Origin of the sequence: Pseudomonas sp. PICF6 (genome assembly GCF_009831705.1) — a bacterium.
GTDB classification, from domain to species: Bacteria; Pseudomonadota; Gammaproteobacteria; order Pseudomonadales; family Pseudomonadaceae; genus Aquipseudomonas; species Aquipseudomonas rhizophila.
Genome location: NZ_WUUD01000035.1, coordinates 6,094 through 21,793, shown reverse-complemented (window position 1 = coordinate 21,793; position 15,700 = coordinate 6,094). Strand labels below are relative to the sequence as shown.

Below are 15,700 nucleotides of genomic sequence, written 5' to 3'. Positions count from 1 at the left end.
AGCAGATAAAAAGCCACCACCGGAATCAACACCAGGTTCGCCAGCCAACCGATCAACGCCAGCCCCGAGGCTGTGGCCTGGCTCAACACCACACCGACGATGTCAGAGGTCTGGCCCATATGCTCGCTGATGGCCGCCTTGACCTTGTCGAACTTCCAGAAGCCTTCAGCCAACCCCAGCCTCGACTGCACCCACGGCACGGCAGTGTGCTGTAACCAGTCGAGCATCTGCGGCGCCAGCTCGTACAGGCGCATCAGTTGCTTGGCCAGCATCGGTATCAGCACCAGCATCAGAGCAATGACAATCAAGATGATCAGCCCAAACACCGACACCACGCCCCAGGTCCTGGACAAGCCGAGTTTTTCCAGGCGATCTACCAGTGGGTCGAACAGATAGGCCAGGAGCAACGCAACCAGGAACGGCGTGAGGATCGGATGCAGCAAATAGATGAACACAAACAGCAGGGCGACCCCACCCAACCAGAACCAACGCCGCGTATCGCCCATGAACCACTCCTAGCTATATAAGAAAGAAAAACTACCAGCGAAACCGCAGGTTGGCGGTCGGCGCTGGCGCTGGCGCGGCGGCCGGAATGGAGCCATCAGCGGCTGGCTGGGCCACAGGCACTGGCGCGACGGCTTCGCCAGCAGGAATTTCCTGCAGTTTCGCCAGGGCCAATTGCGCTTTCAACTGTTCGGCGCTGCCGTTGACCCGATAAATGATCCGGTCCCCTTCAACCCGCTGCAACTGCCCACCGAACGGCTCGAGCAAACGCCCAAGCGCCGCATAACGCTCCAGGTTCATGCCCTGCACTTCCAGCAGCTGCTCGGTGGCCACGCCCGGCTTGGTAACGAAACGCGGCGCCAGGCGTTGACTCACCGCCAGCATCACCGCATCAGCCAGGGCGGCAGGGTCGGCGCCCTGGGCATTGCCCTGCTCGCGCTGGTCACCCTGCCACAAGCGCCAGGTCGCCTGCCATTGGCCGCCCTCTTCCTTGGCATGGACCGCCAGCAAGGCGTCTGCACCATAACGCTGCGATGCCTCGCGCAGCGGGGCCGGATCACTGCCTTCCAGGTTTGGTGCGGTAGCAACGATCTGCTCGCTCAAATCCGCCAGGGGCAGGTGCAGCGGCAGGCCGCGGTGCTGGGCGGCGCGGCGCAGTGGCTCGGCACTGCCCTGGCCATCGCCTACCAGGTTGGAACCTTCAGCCGAGTCGTTCAGCCACCAGCCCAGGATCGCAGGCCGATTCGCGCCCCACAGCGACAAGCCCGCCGAGCGCAAGGCCCGGTCAGTGCTCGCTGGATCGAAATCCACCTTGAGGCTTTCCGGCGGCCCGGCGTCGTAACCATATTGAAGAATGATCTGCTGGGGATCCTTGCGGATCGCCGCCAGACCGGGATTCTGCGCGGCCTTGGCATCGCCGGTCAGGCGCAGCACCAGCGTGTCGAGGGCGCGCAAAGTCGCCTGGTCACGTTCTTGCGGGGCCTGGCTGCTGACCGGCTCGAGCACCTGATAGAGGCTATTGAGGTTTTCGGCATGGCTCGCCACGCTGATCAACGACAGGCAGCCCACAGACAAGAGTTTGAAAAAACGCATGGAAGATTCCCGGACATAACGGCTGGAACAGGCCGTGTGAAGAAAATTGAGCATGGCTGTGACCACAGCACCTGGCAAAACATTCACACACCCGCTGGAAGTTTCGCACTGTCATAACCATAGCCGGTTACCGCTACACCTTATACAGACGCATCGCGCAGCACCAATAGGAGAAATATCGGTTTTTTTCCAAGGATATGTCCCTGCCCGTCGGCGCGAGGATGGCCGCTGCCCCTCAAGCCTGATAAAATCGCGCGCCTTCGCAGACCGGCAATGGCTGGGCACCCGGAATAATTCGTACAACGGTTATTCAATGGCCCCGGCGGTCGGTCGTTACCCAGAAATCCCCCCTAAAGGCCTGGATCATGAGCAAGCAACCCTCCCTGAGCTACAAGGACGCCGGTGTAGACATCGACGCCGGTGAAGCATTGGTCGAACGCATCAAGAGCGTCGCCAAGCGCACTGCGCGCCCGGAAGTCATGGGCGGCCTGGGCGGTTTCGGCGCCCTCTGCGAGATCCCGGCCGGCTACAAGCAACCGGTGCTGGTTTCGGGCACTGACGGCGTCGGCACCAAGCTGCGTCTGGCCCTGAACCTGAACAAGCACGACAGCATCGGCATCGACCTGGTGGCCATGTGCGTGAACGACCTGGTGGTGTGCGGCGCCGAGCCGCTGTTCTTCCTCGACTACTACGCCACCGGCAAACTGAACGTCGACACCGCCGCCCAGGTGGTAACCGGCATTGGCGCCGGCTGCGAGCTGTCCGGCTGCTCCCTGGTCGGCGGCGAAACCGCTGAAATGCCAGGCATGTACGAAGGCGAAGACTACGACCTGGCCGGCTTCTGCGTCGGTGTCGTGGAAAAATCCGAAATCATCGACGGTTCGAAAGTCGCCACTGGCGATGCCCTGCTCGCCCTGCCATCGTCCGGCCCGCACTCCAACGGTTACTCGCTGATCCGCAAGATCATCGAAGTCTCGGGTGCCGACATCGAGAACACCCAGCTCGACGGCAAGCCACTGGCCGACCTGCTGATGGCCCCGACCCGCATCTACGTCAAGCCGCTGCTCAAGCTGATCAAGGACACCGGCGCCGTCAAGGCCATGGCCCACATCACCGGTGGCGGCCTACTGGACAACATCCCGCGCGTACTGCCAAAAGGCGCCCAGGCGGTGGTTGACGTGGCGAGCTGGACCCGTCCGGCCGTGTTCGACTGGCTGCAAGAGAAAGGCAACGTCGATGAAACCGAAATGCACCGCGTGCTGAACTGCGGCGTAGGCATGGTGATCTGCGTGGCCCAGGAGCACGTTGAAACGGCCCTGAATGTACTGCGTGAAGCCGGCGAGCAACCTTGGGTCATCGGCCAGATCAGTACCGCCGCCGAAGGCGCTGCCCAGGTCGAGCTGAAAAACCTTAAGGCTCACTGATGCAAGAACAGAAGTCTGCAACCTGTGATGTCGTGGTGCTGTTGTCCGGCACCGGCAGCAACTTGCAGGCCCTGATCGACAGCACGCGGACCGGCGATAGCCCGGTCCGCATCCGCGCGGTGATTTCCAACCGCGCCGATGCCTACGGCCTGCAACGCGCCAGGGATGCGGGTATCGACACCCGCGTCCTGGATCACAAAGCGTTCGATGGCCGCGAAGCCTTCGATGCCGCGCTGATCGAACAGATCGACACGTTCAATCCGCAACTGGTGGTCCTGGCCGGCTTCATGCGCATCCTCAGCGCCGGCTTCGTGCGTCACTACCAGGGCCGCCTGTTCAATATCCATCCATCGCTGCTGCCCAAATACAAAGGGTTACACACTCACCAGCGCGCGCTGGAGGCCGGAGACACGGAGCATGGCTGCTCGGTGCACTTCGTCACCGAGGAACTCGATGGCGGACCACTGGTCGTACAGGCAGTAATACCGGTAGAGTTGCACGACACGCCGCAAAGCCTGGCCCAACGGGTTCACGCCCGGGAACACCAGATCTACCCGATGGCCGTGCGTTGGTTTGCCGAAGGCCGGCTGACCCTCGACGATCGCGGTGCCTCACTGGACGGCCAGTTGCTCGCCGCCAGCGGCCATTTGATTCGATACTAGGAGATTTTATGCGTCGCGCCCTGCTCTTCGCTTGCGCTCTGCTTGCCCTGCCCCTGGTACAGGCCGCAGACCTTCAACCGTTCTCCGCCAGCTACACCGCCGACTGGAAACAGCTGCCCATGAGCGGCACCGCCGAGCGCAGCCTGACCAAAGAGGCCAACGGCACCTGGAAGCTGAGCTTCAAGGCTTCGATGATGATCGCCAGCCTGACGGAAGAAAGCACCCTGACCCTGGACAAGGACACACTGCTGCCACAGTCCTACCACTTTGAACGTGGCGGCTTGGGCAAGGCCAAGAAAGCCGATCTGGATTTCGACTGGAACACGAAGATGGTCACCGGCACCGATCGCGGCGATCCGGTCAAACTGCCACTCAACCGCGGCATGGTCGATAAATCCACTTATCAGTTGGCCCTGCAGCACGACGTGGCGGCCGGCAAGAAAAGCATGAGTTATCAGGTTGTCGATGATGGCGAGATCGACACCTACGACTTCCGCGTACTGGGCCCGGAGAAGGTCGACACCAAGGCCGGCCAGATCGACGCGATCAAGGTCGAGCGCGTGCGCGACCCAACAAAAAGCAAACGCATCACGGTGCTCTGGTTCGCCAAGGATTGGGATTACCTGCTGGTACGCCTGCAACAGGTCGAGACCGACGGCAAGGAGTACAACATCATGCTCCAGGACGGTACGGTCAACGGCAAGGCTGTCAAAGGCAGCTGATCCACACCGATATCAAGAGAAGCCCCGCCCAGTGCGGGGCTTTTTTATGCCCGGATTTCCTGAACACTAAAACTGCACCCGCGCAAAGTCACCCTGTAGAAGATGAATCGGTGGGAGCGAGCCTGCTCGCGATAGCGCTAGGTCAGCCGGCATCGGTATTGACTGATACACCGTTATCGCGAGCAGGCTCGCTCCCACAAGGTGACTGCCCGACATTTCACCCCCCCGAAACATGAAAACTTCTTCATGAAAAACACCCTGCGACCGAATGCCGCGCATTGCCTGACCTGCGGGATCGCTGAGTTTTTCATGAAATTTTCTTAACAGGCCCAGGCATTTACTTAGCCGGCTACCCAAATCTATAACAAAGTCCTGCACACGCCTTGCTGCAGATAACAGAGATTGGAGCTTGCAAGATGACTGTGAAAGTAACTGAACGCGATGACGCTCACATGTCCCACGAAGGTATTGCCGCCGGTATCCGCATCTGGGATGTACACCAACAGGACCTGCTGGTGGGGATGTTCCACTCCGAGACGGATGCCCATAACTACAAAGCCGAGCTGGAATGCCAGGAAAGGCAGCGCTCGGCTGAAATGACAGAATCCTGAACGATAAGCATCCCTGTGGGAGCGAGCCTGCTCGCGATAGCGGTGGATCAGCGACATCAATGTTGGCTGACAGACCGCCATCGCGAGCAGGCTCGCTCCCACAGTTTAGTGTTCAGTTCATCCTTACCACATCAAATCATCAGGGATCTGATACGCCGCATACGGATCATCAGCATCCACTTCTTCGGTCTGGGTATTGAGCTGCACGATGCGCTTGGGATCGCGCTCCTGGATCTTCAGGGCCGCTTCGCGCGGGATCACTTCGTAGCCGCCGGCATGATGGACGATCGCCAGCGAGCCGCTGCTCAACTTGTTGCGCATCAGCGTGTTGACCGAGATGCGCTTGACCTTCTTGTCGTCGACAAAGTTGTAATAATCCTCAGTGGTCAGCTTCGGCAAACGCGAGACTTCGATCAATTGCTTGATCTGCGCGGCCCGGGCTTTCTGCTCGGCTTTTTCCTGCTGCTGACGGTTGAGTTCCTGATCGCGCTTGACCTTCTCGGCCATGGCCTCTTGGGCGGCGCGCTGCTGGGAGTCATCCAGTTCGATCTGGCCCTTGTGGGCCAGGCGCTGCTGTTTCTGTTTCTCTTTGCCGACCTGCTTGGCCTGCTTTTGGTTGACCAGCCCTGCTTTGAGCAACTGGTCGCGAAGGGAAAGGCTCATGGTGCTTACTCACTTAGGCAACAGCCTCAGCCACAGCTGGGCAAATTCTTTTCCTGACGTTTGGCTTCGCCCCATAAGGCGTCCAACTCTTCGAGGGTGCAATCTTCCATGGGACGGTGGGTGTCGCGCAATGCCTGTTCGATAAATCGGAAACGTCGCTCGAATTTCCCATTGGCGTCACGCAGGGCCGTTTCCGGGTCGATTTTCAGGTGCCGGGCCAGGTTCACTACGCTGAACAGCAGGTCGCCGATCTCATCGCTGATGGCCACCGAATCGTTGTCAGCCATCGCTTCGAGGACTTCGTCCAGCTCCTCCCGGACCTTGTCGAGCACCGGCAACGGGCCTGGCCAGTCGAAACCGACCTGAGCCGCACGTTTTTGCAACTTCGCCGAGCGGGACAACGCCGGCAAGGCAACGGGTACATCGTCAAGCAACGACAGCTGCTCCGGTGCCGAGGCCTTCTCGGCCCGCTCCTCGGCCTTGATTTCTTCCCAGCGCTGCTTGACCTGTTCTTCGCTCAGGCGCGGGATGTCCACGGGCGCGTAGAGGTCACCGGTAGGAAATACATGGGGATGGCGGCGGATCAGCTTGCGGGTGATGCTATCGACCACGCCGGCGAATTCGAAGCGGTTTTCCTCCCGCGCCAACTGGCTGTAATACACCACCTGAAACAACAGGTCGCCCAGCTCACCCTGCAAGTGATCGAAGTCGCCACGCTCAATGGCATCGGCCACTTCGTAGGCTTCTTCCAGGGTATGGGGGACGATGGTCGCGTAGGTCTGCTTGATGTCCCACGGGCACCCGTACTGCGGGTCGCGCAGACGGTTCATCAGATGGAGCAGGTCTTCAAGGCTGTACATCAATCCAACTCATCACAAATCACCCTGTGGGAAATAATCCACTGGGAGTATGCCTGTGGGAGCAGCTTGCTCGCGATTGAGGTGGTGGCCCCAACGTATGTCGGAACTGATCCACCGCTATCGCGAGCAAGCTTTGCTCCCACAGGCTCGCTCCCACATTTGGACCGCGCTTAACCCGGCGTGCGATTACGCCGGGTCTCGATGATGTTCGGCAGTTGGGAAATCCGCCCCAGCAACCGCCCCAGCGCATCCAATCCCGGAATCTCGATGGTCAGGGACATCAGCGCCGTGTTGTCTTCCTTGTTCGAACGGGTGTTGACTGCCAACACGTTGATCCGCTCGTTCAACAACACCTGGGACACGTCACGCAGCAGGCCGGAACGGTCGTAGGCGCGGATGATGATGTCCACCGGGTAGGTGAGCACCGGCACCGGGCCCCAACTGACCTGGATGATCCGCTCCGGCTCACGGCCGGCCAGTTGCAGCACCGAAGCACAGTCCTGGCGGTGGATGCTCACCCCACGGCCCTGGGTGATGTAGCCGACGATCGCATCCCCAGGCAACGGCTGGCAGCAGCCGGCCATCTGGGTCATCAGGTTGCCCACGCCCTGGATCTGGATGTCGCCGCGCTTGCCCGGTTTGTAGCCGGTGGCTTTGCGCGGGATCAGTTCCAACTGCTCGTTGCCGCGTTCCGGCTCCACCAGTTGCTGGGCCAGGTTGACCAGTTGCGCCAGGCGCAAGTCGCCGGCACCGAGAGCGGCGAACATGTCTTCGGCGGTCTTCATGTTGGCCTTTTCGGCCAGCTTGTCGAAATCCACCTGCGGCAGGCCCAGGCGACTGAGTTCGCGCTCGAGCAAAGTCTTGCCGGCGGCGACGTTCTGGTCGCGGGCCTGCAATTTGAACCAGTGAACGATTTTCGCCCGCGCTCGCGATGTGGTGATGTAGCCCAGGTTCGGGTTCAGCCAGTCGCGGCTCGGCGTGCCGTGTTTACTGGTGATGATCTCGACCTGCTCACCGGTTTGCAGGCTGTAGTTGAGCGGCACGATCCGCCCGTTGATCTTGGCGCCACGGCAGTTGTGGCCGATCTCGGTGTGGACGCGATAGGCAAAGTCCAGCGGCGTGGCGCCCTTGGGCAGGTCGATGGCGTGGCCGTCGGGGGTGAAGATGTAGACCCGATCCGGCTCGATATCGACCCGCAATTGTTCGGCCAGACCGCCGATATCACCGAGCTCTTCATGCCACTCGAGCACCTGACGCAGCCAGGAGATTTTCTCTTCGTAGTGGTTGGAGCCCGACTTGACGTCGGTGCCCTTGTATTTCCAATGGGCGCAAACCCCCAGCTCGGCTTCCTCGTGCATGGCGTGGGTGCGAATCTGCACTTCCAGCACCTTGCCCTCCGGACCGATCACCGCCGTGTGCAGCGAGCGATAGCCGTTTTCCTTCGGGTTGGCGATGTAGTCGTCGAACTCCTTGGGGATGTGCCGCCACAAGGTGTGCACGATACCCAGCGCGGTGTAGCAGTCGCGCATTTCCGGGACCAGTACGCGAACGGCGCGAACGTCGTAGATCTGGCTGAACTCCAGGCCTTTGCGCTGCATTTTGCGCCAGATCGAATAGATGTGCTTGGCCCGGCCGCTGATGTCGGCCTCCACACCCGTGGCCTGCAATTCTTCCCTCAACTGGGTCATCACATCCGTGATGAAGCGCTCGCGATCCAGGCGCCGCTCATGCAGCAACTTGGCGATCTGCTTGTACTGGTCGGGCTCCAGGTAGCGGAAGGACAGGTCCTCCAGCTCCCACTTGATATGGCCGATGCCAAGGCGATGGGCCAGGGGGGCGTAGATGTCGAACACTTCCCGGGCGACGCGGTTGCGCTTTTCGTCGTCGGCGGATTTCACCGCGCGGATCGCGCAGGTGCGTTCGGCCAGTTTGATCAGTGCGACGCGCACGTCGTCGACCATGGCCACCAGCATCTTGCGCAGGTTCTCCACCTGGCCCTGGGTGCCCAGGACCATGGACTGGCGTGGACTGAGACTGGCACTGATCGCCGCCATGCGCAGCACGCCGTCAATCAGCTTGGCGACCACCGTGCCAAAACGCTGGCTGACCACCGGCAATTGGATCTGCCCTTCGCGCACACCGCGGTATAGCACCGCAGCCACCAGGGAGTCCTGGTCGAGCTTGAGGTCGGCAAGGATTTCGGCGATCTCAAGGCCCGTCTGAAAACTCGAGGTACCTTCGGACCAGAGGTTCTTCGCCGCGTTGTGCTGCTGTTCCGCTTCACGCGCGAACTCGCAGGCTTCTTTCAAGGCTTCGCGATCCAGTGCCGTGTCGATACTGACCGCGTGATCGAGCCAAGCCTCGAGATTGATACTGCCGTCGGTGTTGATCGGCTGGTGTGCTCTCACCTGTACCATCTTTACATACCTTCCCTATGACGCAGATTCAATGCGTCAATAACGCTGACCTTCGTTGCCCGTGTCCCCGCCCAGGGCTGTGGCGGTTGGCACGAACGGGTCAGTCGGACAAGCCATCCTGGCTCGCTTCAAATAACGCCATGGCCTCGACATGTGCCGTCTGAGGAAACATATCGAGAATCCCGGCACGTTTTAACCGGTAGCCCTGCTTGATCAATTCGACCGTGTCCCGGGCCAAAGTTGCCGGGTTGCACGATACATATACCAACCGCCTGGCACCCAGGGATGCCAGTTTGCGCACCACCTCGAAAGCACCGTCGCGGGGTGGGTCCAAGAGTACCGCAGAAAAGCCTTCGCCGACCCACTCGGCACCCGACAACGGCTGGGATAAATCGGCCTGAAAAAAGGCAGTGTTATTCAAATTGTTGCTGACGGCATTGGCCGCCGCGCGGTCAACCATGGCCTGTACACCTTCCACCGCCACCACTTGGCGCACCGCCTTGGCCAGGGGCAAGGCAAAGTTGCCCAGGCCGCAGAACAAGTCCAGCACCCGCTCCTCGGCTCGGGGCGCGAGCCACTCCAGGGCTTGGGCCACCATCGCCTCGTTGACCCCGGCATTGACCTGGATGAAATCCCCCGGCCGGTAAGCCAGCTCCAGGTCCCAAGTCTCAAGGCGATAACCCAGCGTCTGTCCCGGTTCGACCGGTTGCGGCTCGCCCTCACCCTGCAGCCACAACTGGGCTTGGTGGGCGGCGCAGAAATCCTTGAGAATCGTCAGGTCAGGCGCCGACAGTGGCGACACGTGCCGCAGCAACACCGCAAGGGACGAGCCAGCAAACAATTCCACATGCCCCAGCGCCTGGGGCTTGCTCAGGCGACGGAGCATGTCCGGCAAGCGACTCATGATCGGCTGCAAGGGTTGTACCAGTACCGGGCAATCGCCGATGGCCACGATGTCCTGGCTGCCGACGGCACGAAAACCCACTTCGAGTTTTTTTGCCTTCTGATCCCAGCGCACCGCCACGCGGGCACGACGCCGGTAACCCAGTTCCGGCCCGCTCAATGGCGCAGCCCATTCATCCGGCTGCACGCCGGCGACCCGCGACAACTGCTCGGCGAGCATGCGCTGTTTCAGGGCGAGCTGTTCGTTGTGGGGCAAATGCTGGACGCTGCAACCGCCGCAGCGACCGGCATGCACGCACGGCGCCGCACGGCGCAGTTCACTGGACAGGAACACTCGCTCAGCGCGGGCCTCGACCACTTTGCCATGGGCCCCCAGCACCCGCGCCTCGACCTCTTCGCCGGCCAGGGCGCCGATCACGAACCAGGTGCGCCCGTCCAGAAAGGCAATGCCCCGGCCATCGTTGGCCAAGCGTTCGATGGTCAAGCGCTGCTTCTTTCCTGTGGGCACCTGCGGGGCCCGGCTTCCGCCGCTGGGCTGGAAGCGCAGACCTCTTTCTTGCTTGGCCATCAGTTGGGCGCGTCGAAAATGCCGGTTGACAAGTAGCGGTCGCCGCGGTCGCAGATGATCGCGACAATGACCGCGTTTTCGACTTCCTGGGACAAGCGCAGCATGCCCGCCACGGCACCGCCCGAAGACACGCCGCAAAAGATGCCTTCTTCACGGGCCAGACGACGGGTGATGTCCTCGGCCTCGCTCTGGGCCATGTCGATAATGCGGTCCACGCGGTCGGCCTGGTAGATTTTCGGCAGATACTCCTCGGGCCAGCGACGGATGCCGGGGATGGCCGAGCCTTCCATCGGTTGCAGGCCGATGATCTGCACGTTCGGGTTCTGTTCTTTCAAATAGCGCGAGGTGCCCATGATGGTGCCGGTGGTGCCCATCGAGCTGACGAAATGGGTGATGGTGCCATCGGTCTGGCGCCAGATCTCAGGGCCAGTGGTGGTGTAGTGGGCTTCGGGATTGTCCCCGTTGGCGAACTGGTCGAGCACCTTGCCGCGACCCTCGGCCTGCATCCGCTCGGCCAGGTCCCTGGCGCCCTCCATGCCTTCGTCTTTGCTCACCAGGATCAATTCGGCGCCATAGGCGGTCATCGCGGCCTTGCGCTCGGCACTGGAGTTGTCGGGCATGATCAGGATCATCTTGTAGCCCTTGATCGCCGCCGCCATGGCCAAGGCAATACCGGTGTTGCCAGAGGTCGCCTCGATCAGCGTATCGCCGGGGCGGATCTGCCCACGCAATTCGCCACGGGTGAGCATCGACAGCGCCGGCCGGTCCTTGACCGAACCCGCCGGGTTATTCCCTTCGAGCTTGAGCAAAAGCGTATTGCTGGTCACGCCGGGCAGGCGCTGCAAACGAACCAGCGGAGTGTTGCCGACGCAATCGGCGATAGTGGGGTACTGCACGGTCATGGCGTATTCGCAATCCGGACTGCGGGGGCGCCTATCATACCGGCAAACCTTGCCCGGCCATATCACGCAAAGTGTGGTGGTTATGGCTTATGGGAATAAGCAACGAAAGTGGGCTGCAAGCTGCCACTCAGAAATCCTGATTGAAGGGATCGCCGAGGCACGGCAACCGGCGAGACCGATGCACGGCGACATCAATTTTACGAAGATTGCCTGCCCGCAAGTCGCTACACTGCGCAGGTATTGCGTGCCGGATGCGCGCAAAGCTCAAACAGACCGCTGGATGCAGGAGAAAAGTGTGCTCAAGAAACTGGGAATCAAAGGCCGCGTGCTGTTGCTGACCCTGTTGCCGACCAGCCTGATGGCGCTGGTCCTGGGCGGCTACTTCACCTGGATGCAGCAATCGGACTTGCATGCCCAGTTGCTGCAGCGTGGCGAGATGATCGCCGAACAGCTGGCGCCGCTGGTCGCCCCGGCCATGAGCCACCAGGACACCGATCTGCTGGAGCGGATCGCCACCCAGTCCCTCGAGCAAGCGGATGTGCGCGCCGTGACCTTCCTGGCTCCCGATCGCACATCGCTGGCCCACGCCGGCCCGACCATGCTCAACCGAGCCCCGGAGGGCAACAGTGCCCAATTGCTGCAACGCACCGGCAACGATGCCACGCGTTACCTGCTGCCAGTATTCGGCAAGCACCGCAACCTGGCCGGCGAGCTGATTCCCGAAGAAGCCGATCGACTGTTGGGTTGGGTTGAACTGGAGTTGTCCCACAGTGGCATGTTGCTGCGCGGCTATCGCAGCCTGTTCGCCAGCCTGCTGTTGATCAGCGCCGGCCTGTGCCTGACCGCACTGCTGGCGTTGCGTATGGGTCGCACGATCAACCGACCCCTGAGCCAGATCAAGCAAGCCGTGGCGCAACTCAAGGACGGTCACCTGGAAACCCGTCTGCCGCCTCTGGGCAGCCAGGAACTGGATGAGCTGGCGTCGGGCATCAATCGCATGGCCAGCACCTTGCAGAATGCCCAGGAAGAGTTGCAGCACAGCATCGACCAGGCCACTGAAGACGTGCGCCAGAATCTGGAAACCATCGAGATCCAGAACATCGAGCTGGACCTGGCCCGTAAGGAAGCCCTGGAAGCGAGCCGGATCAAGTCCGAATTCCTGGCGAACATGAGCCATGAAATCCGTACGCCGCTCAACGGCATCCTCGGCTTCACCCATCTGCTGCAGAAAAGCGAATTGACCCCGCGTCAGCTCGATTACCTGGGCACCATTGAAAAATCCGCCGACAGCCTGCTGGGCATCATCAACGAGATCCTCGACTTCTCGAAGATCGAGGCCGGCAAACTGGTGCTGGACAACATTCCGTTCAACCTGCGGGACTTGTTGCAGGACACCCTGACCATCCTCGCCCCCGCCGCCCACGCCAAACAACTGGAGCTGGTGAGCCTGGTCTACAGGGACACGCCCCTGTCGTTGGTGGGCGATCCGCTGCGCCTCAAGCAGATCCTGACCAACCTGGTGAGCAATGCCATCAAGTTCACCCGCGAAGGCACCATCATCGCCCGCGCCATGATGGAAGACGAACACGAAGACAGCGTGCAACTGCGCATCAGCATTCAGGACACCGGTATCGGCCTGTCGAACCAGGACGTACGGGCCCTGTTCCAGGCGTTCAGCCAGGCCGACAATTCCTTGTCCCGGCAACCGGGTGGCACCGGCTTGGGCCTGGTGATTTCCAAGCGCCTGGTGGAGCAGATGGGTGGCGAAATCGGCGTGGACAGCACGCCGGGCGAAGGCTCGGAGTTCTGGATCAGCCTGCGCCTGCCCAAGACCCGTGACGACGCCGAAGATTTGCCTGGCCCGCCGCTACTGGGTCGGCGCGTAGCGGTGCTGGAAAACCATGAACTGGCCCGTCAGGCCCTGCAACACCAGCTCGAGGACTGCGGTCTGGTGGTGACACCGTTCAACACCCTGGAAAACCTGACCAACGGTGTGACCGTCGCCCACCAGACCGATCAGGCGATCGACCTGGCGGTGCTGGGCATCACCAGCAACGACATGCCGCCGGAACGCCTCAGCCAACACATCTGGGATCTTGAGCATCTGGGCTGCAAGGTACTGGTGCTGTGCCCCACCACTGAACAGACGCTGTACCACCTCTCCGTGCCCAACCCCCACAGCCAATTGCAGGCCAAGCCGGCCTGCACGCGCAAGTTGCGCCGCTCGCTTTCCGACCTGGTCAACCCGCGCCCGCCCCGCAACGAACCCAACGAACCGGTGGGCAGCCGCGCGCCCAAAGTGCTGTGCGTGGACGACAACCCGGCCAACCTGCTGTTGGTGCAAACGCTGCTCGAAGACATGGGCGCCAAGGTGCTGGCGGTGGAAAGCGGTTATGCGGCGGTCAAGGCCGTGCAAAAGGAAACCTTCGACCTGGTGCTGATGGATGTCCAGATGCCCGGCATGGACGGTCGCCAGAGCACCGAGGCGATCCGCCAATGGGAAAGCGAGCGTCATTGCACGCCGCTGCCAATCGTCGCCCTCACCGCCCACGCTATGGCCAACGAAAAACGCGCCCTGCTGCAAAGTGGCATGGATGACTACCTGACCAAGCCCATCAGCGAACGGCAACTGGCCCAGGTGGTGCTTAAATGGACCGGCCTGGCCCTGCGTAACCAGGCGCCGGACCGGAGCACCGACGCTCAGGGCGGCAGCGAACTGCTGGTGCTCGATCACGAAGAAGGCCTGCGCCTGGCCGCCGGCAAGGCCGATCTGGCGGCGGACATGCTGGCGATGTTGCTGGCGTCCCTGGAAGCCGACCGCGAAGCGATTCGCCAGGCCAGCGAGGCCAATGATCACAACGCCCTGATCGAACGTGTCCACCGCCTGCATGGCGCCACTCGCTACTGCGGGGTGCCGCAATTGCGCGCCGCCTGCCAGCGCAGCGAGACCCTGCTCAAGCAACAGGACCCCAAGGCCGAGGCCGCTTTGCAGGAACTGGAACGTGCCATCGACCGCCTGGCTAACGAGGCACGCATCAGCGCCTGATCCAGGGCAATAGCCCAAAACCCGGGATCAAGGAAAATCTAAACGCCTAGAGGCTTATCTTTTGTGCCAGGAGGCCGCCATGCGCGCGATTCTTTTCAGCAGCCAGACCTACGACCGCGACAGTTTCAGCAAAACCCCGGCGCCCGCTGGCCTTGAACTGCAGTTTCAGCCGGCACGCCTGAACCTCGACACCGTGGCCCTGGCCGAACACAATGAAGTGGTGTGCGCCTTCATCAACGACGACCTGAGTGCCCCGGTGCTGGAGCGGCTGGCACAGGGCGGCACGCGGCTGATCGCCCTGCGCTCTGCCGGCTATAACCATGTCGACCTGGCCGCTGCCAAACGGCTGGGGTTGAGTATCGTCCGGGTGCCGGCGTATTCGCCCCATGCCGTGGCCGAGCATGCCGTGGCGCTGATCATGGCCCTCAATCGCTGCTTGCATCGCGCTTACAACCGCACCCGGGACGGCAATTTCAGCCTCCATGGGCTGACCGGTTTCGATCTGGTGGGCAAGACGGTCGGCGTGATCGGCACCGGGCAGATCGGCGCGACGTTCGCGCGGATCATGGCCGGCTTCGGCTGCCGGTTATTGGCCTACGATCCGTCCCCCAACCCGCAGGTCCAAGCCCTGGGCGCTCGCTACCTGCCCTTGGCCGATCTGCTGGCGCAAGCACAGATCATCAGCCTGCATTGCCCGCTCAACGAGCAGAGCCGACATTTGATCAACGCCGATTCATTGGCTGCCATGCAACGTGGCGCGATGCTGATCAACACCGGACGCGGCGGCCTGGTGGACACACCCGCCTTGATCGAGGCATTGAAAAGCGGTCAGTTGGGTTATTTGGGGCTGGATGTCTATGAGGAAGAAGCGCAACTGTTCTTCGAGGACCGCTCCGACCTGCCCTTGCAGGATGATGTGCTGGCTCGGTTGCTGACGTTCCCCAACGTGGTGGTCACCGCGCATCAGGCCTTCCTGACCCATGAAGCGTTGGCCGCCATCGCCGCGACAACCCTGGACAACATCGGCGCCTGGGCCGCCGGCACCCCACAAAACCTGGTGGACAGCTGAGCATTACCCTTGTGGGAGCGAGCCTGCTCGCGATTACGATGGGCCTGTCAGCATGGCGTCGACTGACGCCCCGCTATCGCGAGCAGGCTCGCTCCCACAGGGGATTTCGTCGCCTGGATCATCCCAACCCATGGCCCGTGCTAGCATATCGCGCCTATCTGGAGGACCCATGGCCGAACACGATTTCCGCTACACCCTGATGAACCCGCAACACACCCTGACCGAGGTCCGCGCCCTGGCGCCGGGCCGTTATCAGG

Annotated in this window: 13 protein-coding genes and 1 pseudogene; 7 read left to right on the top strand and 7 right to left on the bottom strand. The window is 61.7% G+C overall.

Annotated elements, in window-relative coordinates:
- Both GSM73_RS27955 and GSM73_RS24690 read right to left on the bottom strand, forming a co-directional pair.
- A partial coding sequence (locus GSM73_RS27955; protein ID WP_256677088.1) for an AI-2E family transporter occupies positions 1 to 506 on the bottom strand: 506 nt, incomplete at its 3' end.
- A gap of 31 nt (positions 507 to 537) precedes the next feature.
- The gene (locus GSM73_RS24690) at positions 538 to 1,596 is read right to left on the bottom strand and encodes a DUF2066 domain-containing protein (protein WP_160894103.1); all 1,059 of its coding nucleotides are present in this window, start codon (positions 1,594 to 1,596) and stop codon (positions 538 to 540) included.
- A 365-nt stretch (positions 1,597 to 1,961) separates the two neighbouring features.
- Between GSM73_RS24690 and purM the strand changes: the two genes are divergently transcribed.
- The 4 genes from purM to GSM73_RS24670 all read left to right on the top strand — a co-directional run bounded on the left by purM (position 1,962) and on the right by GSM73_RS24670 (position 5,015).
- Positions 1,962 to 3,020 (top strand): phosphoribosylformylglycinamidine cyclo-ligase, encoded by a 1,059-nt coding sequence (purM, locus tag GSM73_RS24685; protein WP_092457205.1) that lies wholly within the window; start codon positions 1,962 to 1,964, stop codon positions 3,018 to 3,020.
- Positions 3,020 to 3,682, top strand: a complete 663-nt coding sequence (gene purN / locus GSM73_RS24680) for a phosphoribosylglycinamide formyltransferase (protein WP_047228727.1) — start codon at positions 3,020 to 3,022, stop codon at positions 3,680 to 3,682. Before purM ends, purN begins: the two co-directional genes overlap by 1 nt.
- Before the next feature lie 8 nt (positions 3,683 to 3,690).
- Entirely contained in the window at positions 3,691 to 4,404 is a 714-nt protein-coding gene (locus GSM73_RS24675) for a DUF3108 domain-containing protein (protein WP_160894101.1), read from the top strand.
- Between the two features lie 416 nt (positions 4,405 to 4,820).
- Positions 4,821 to 5,015: a hypothetical protein gene (locus GSM73_RS24670; protein ID WP_047228729.1), complete on the top strand. Its 195-nt coding sequence runs from the start codon at positions 4,821 to 4,823 to the stop codon at positions 5,013 to 5,015.
- A 123-nt stretch (positions 5,016 to 5,138) separates the two neighbouring features.
- Here the strand turns inward: GSM73_RS24670 and GSM73_RS24665 are convergent, their stop codons facing one another.
- From GSM73_RS24665 to cysM, 5 genes are all read right to left on the bottom strand, one after another.
- Positions 5,139 to 5,678, bottom strand: coding sequence for a DUF2058 domain-containing protein (locus tag GSM73_RS24665; RefSeq protein WP_030142404.1), 540 nt, complete (start codon positions 5,676 to 5,678; stop codon positions 5,139 to 5,141).
- Between the two features lie 26 nt (positions 5,679 to 5,704).
- Complete coding sequence (mazG, locus tag GSM73_RS24660; protein ID WP_047228730.1) at positions 5,705 to 6,538, bottom strand: nucleoside triphosphate pyrophosphohydrolase; 834 nt, start codon at positions 6,536 to 6,538, stop codon at positions 5,705 to 5,707.
- Between the two features lie 170 nt (positions 6,539 to 6,708).
- Positions 6,709 to 8,955 (bottom strand): GTP diphosphokinase, encoded by a 2,247-nt coding sequence (gene relA, locus GSM73_RS24655; protein WP_047228731.1) that lies wholly within the window; start codon positions 8,953 to 8,955, stop codon positions 6,709 to 6,711.
- A gap of 100 nt (positions 8,956 to 9,055) precedes the next feature.
- A complete protein-coding gene (gene rlmD, locus GSM73_RS24650; protein ID WP_076383758.1) occupies positions 9,056 to 10,426 on the bottom strand; it encodes a 23S rRNA (uracil(1939)-C(5))-methyltransferase RlmD in 1,371 nt (456 codons plus the stop codon).
- A complete protein-coding gene (gene cysM / locus GSM73_RS24645) occupies positions 10,426 to 11,328 on the bottom strand; it encodes a cysteine synthase CysM (protein ID WP_047228733.1) in 903 nt (300 codons plus the stop codon). The genes rlmD and cysM overlap by 1 nt, the downstream gene beginning before the upstream one ends.
- Positions 11,329 to 11,623: 295 nt before the next feature.
- Between cysM and GSM73_RS24640 the strand changes: the two genes are divergently transcribed.
- From GSM73_RS24640 to GSM73_RS27950, 3 genes and pseudogenes are all read left to right on the top strand, one after another.
- A complete protein-coding gene (locus GSM73_RS24640; protein ID WP_076386570.1) occupies positions 11,624 to 14,374 on the top strand; it encodes a response regulator in 2,751 nt (916 codons plus the stop codon).
- 79 nt (positions 14,375 to 14,453) lie between these two features.
- On the top strand, positions 14,454 to 15,443 hold the full coding sequence (locus GSM73_RS24635) for a 2-hydroxyacid dehydrogenase (protein WP_047228734.1): 990 nt from the start codon (positions 14,454 to 14,456) through the stop codon (positions 15,441 to 15,443).
- A gap of 169 nt (positions 15,444 to 15,612) precedes the next feature.
- Positions 15,613 to 15,700, top strand: a pseudogene (locus GSM73_RS27950) (hypothetical protein); the annotation flags it as partial.

Bases quoted from the DNA above. Each gene is read 5' to 3' on its own strand.
- GSM73_RS24690 (WP_160894103.1), bottom strand. From the start codon at position 1,596: ATGCGTTTTTTCAAACTCTTGTCTGTGGGCTGCCTGTCGTTGATCAGC.
- purM (WP_092457205.1), top strand. From the start codon at position 1,962: ATGAGCAAGCAACCCTCCCTGAGCTACAAGGACGCCGGTGTAGACATC.
- purN (WP_047228727.1), top strand. From the start codon at position 3,020: ATGCAAGAACAGAAGTCTGCAACCTGTGATGTCGTGGTGCTGTTGTCC.
- GSM73_RS24675 (WP_160894101.1), top strand. From the start codon at position 3,691: ATGCGTCGCGCCCTGCTCTTCGCTTGCGCTCTGCTTGCCCTGCCCCTG.
- GSM73_RS24670 (WP_047228729.1), top strand. From the start codon at position 4,821: ATGACTGTGAAAGTAACTGAACGCGATGACGCTCACATGTCCCACGAA.
- GSM73_RS24665 (WP_030142404.1), bottom strand. From the start codon at position 5,678: ATGAGCCTTTCCCTTCGCGACCAGTTGCTCAAAGCAGGGCTGGTCAAC.
- mazG (WP_047228730.1), bottom strand. From the start codon at position 6,538: ATGTACAGCCTTGAAGACCTGCTCCATCTGATGAACCGTCTGCGCGAC.
- relA (WP_047228731.1), bottom strand. From the start codon at position 8,955: ATGGTACAGGTGAGAGCACACCAGCCGATCAACACCGACGGCAGTATC.
- rlmD (WP_076383758.1), bottom strand. From the start codon at position 10,426: ATGGCCAAGCAAGAAAGAGGTCTGCGCTTCCAGCCCAGCGGCGGAAGC.
- cysM (WP_047228733.1), bottom strand. From the start codon at position 11,328: ATGACCGTGCAGTACCCCACTATCGCCGATTGCGTCGGCAACACTCCG.
- GSM73_RS24635 (WP_047228734.1), top strand. From the start codon at position 14,454: ATGCGCGCGATTCTTTTCAGCAGCCAGACCTACGACCGCGACAGTTTC.